Genomic DNA, 1,516 nt, shown 5'->3' on the forward strand with positions numbered 1-1,516 from the left:
GGTCACTAGGGCACCATCCTTTGCGCGGATCTTGTTACGGGGTTCGTGGAAGGGACTCGGGGGGAGCCGGGGTGACGGCCTGGGTCGGTCGCTCGTGGAGGGCCACCATGACACTGCCGCCCCTGGTTCCCGCGGGGCCGCCGACTGGCAACAGGGAGACGCGCCGTAGAGCGCCGGTTAGTGACCGCCCAGCAGTCGGTTCCGCTGCCGCCGGGTCGTCGCTGCCATGTTGAGGAGTCGCTGTGTCGCTGGCGTTGTCCGCCGCGTTGTATTTCGTCGGGATTGATTGGGCCGCAGAGGTTCACGCTGTGTGCGTGATGGATCCGCGAGGCAAGGTCGTATCCCGATTCACCGTCGCCCATACCGCCGACGGAATCACCGGGCTCGTCCGGAAACTGGCCAAACTCGGTGCGGCCGACAGTATGCCGATCGCGATCGAACGGCCGAACGGCCGCCTGGTCGATCTGCTGCTGGAAGCTGGCTATCCGGTGGTGCCGGTCACCCCGAACGCGATCAAGACTTGGCGGGAATCGGAGGTACTCTCCGGCGCGAAGTCCGACGCCGGCGACGCCGAGGTCATCGCCGAATACCTGCGGCTGCGCCAGCATCGGCTGCACGTGGCAGCGCCCTACAGCGATGCCACCGTGGCGGTGCGCACCCTGGTCCGCACTCGTGGTGACCTCGTGGATCAGCGAGTCGCGGCCACCAACCAGCTCACGGCGCTGCTGGAGGCGCACTGGCCCGGCGCCAAAGCGATCTTCGCTGATGTCGAATCGCCGATCAGCCTGGCGTTCCTGACGAAATATCCGACCCCGGACGCCGCTGCGCGCCTGGGCGAGAAGCGCATGGCCGCTTTTCTGAAAGCTCAGGGCTACTCCGGCAAACGCCACCCCGCCGACCTGCTGGCCAGGCTGCGCGCCGCCCCCGCCGGAGTTACCGGCCACACAATCACCACCGCGCTGGCCGACGCGGTTCTCGCGCTGGTGGGTGTATTGAGCGGGCTCAACACCGCGATCCGCACCCTGGACCGCTCGATCGCCGCCCGACTCGACGAACATCCCGACGGCGAGATCTTCACGTCGCTGCCAAGGTCGGGTCGGATCAACGCCGCGCAAATACTCGCCGAGTGGGGCGACTGCCGCCAAGCCTACGACAGCCCCGACGCCGTCGCCGCCCTCGCCGGGGCGACACCTGTCACCAAAGCCTCCGGCAAACACAAAGCCACACACTTCCGGTGGGCCTGCAACAAACGCTTCCGACAAGCCATCACGACCTTCGCCGACAACAGCCGACACGAAAGCCCCTGGGCCGCGAACATCTACCAGCGAGCACGCGCTTCCGGCAAAGACCACCCCCACGCGGTGCGCATCCTCGCCCGAGCCTGGATCCGCGTCATCTGGCGCTGCTGGCACACCGGCACCGCCTACGACCCCGCCCGACACGGCGGCGCCCAAACCCTGCAACCACAACCGGTCGCTACTTCTGCGGTATGAGGTTGACATAGGGAGTGTCATGG

The 1,516-nt window shown here is 67.2% G+C and carries 1 protein-coding gene; it reads left to right on the plus strand.

Features of this window, described 5'->3' with window-relative positions:
• The first annotated feature begins 242 nt into the window (after positions 1 to 242).
• On the plus strand, positions 243 to 1,493 hold the full coding sequence (locus ACWEO7_RS39465) for an IS110 family transposase (RefSeq protein ID WP_452430952.1): 1,251 nt from the start codon (positions 243 to 245) through the stop codon (positions 1,491 to 1,493).
• The last annotated feature ends 23 nt before the right edge of the window (positions 1,494 to 1,516 follow it).

This window comes from Nocardia sp. NPDC004260 (genome assembly GCF_053603155.1).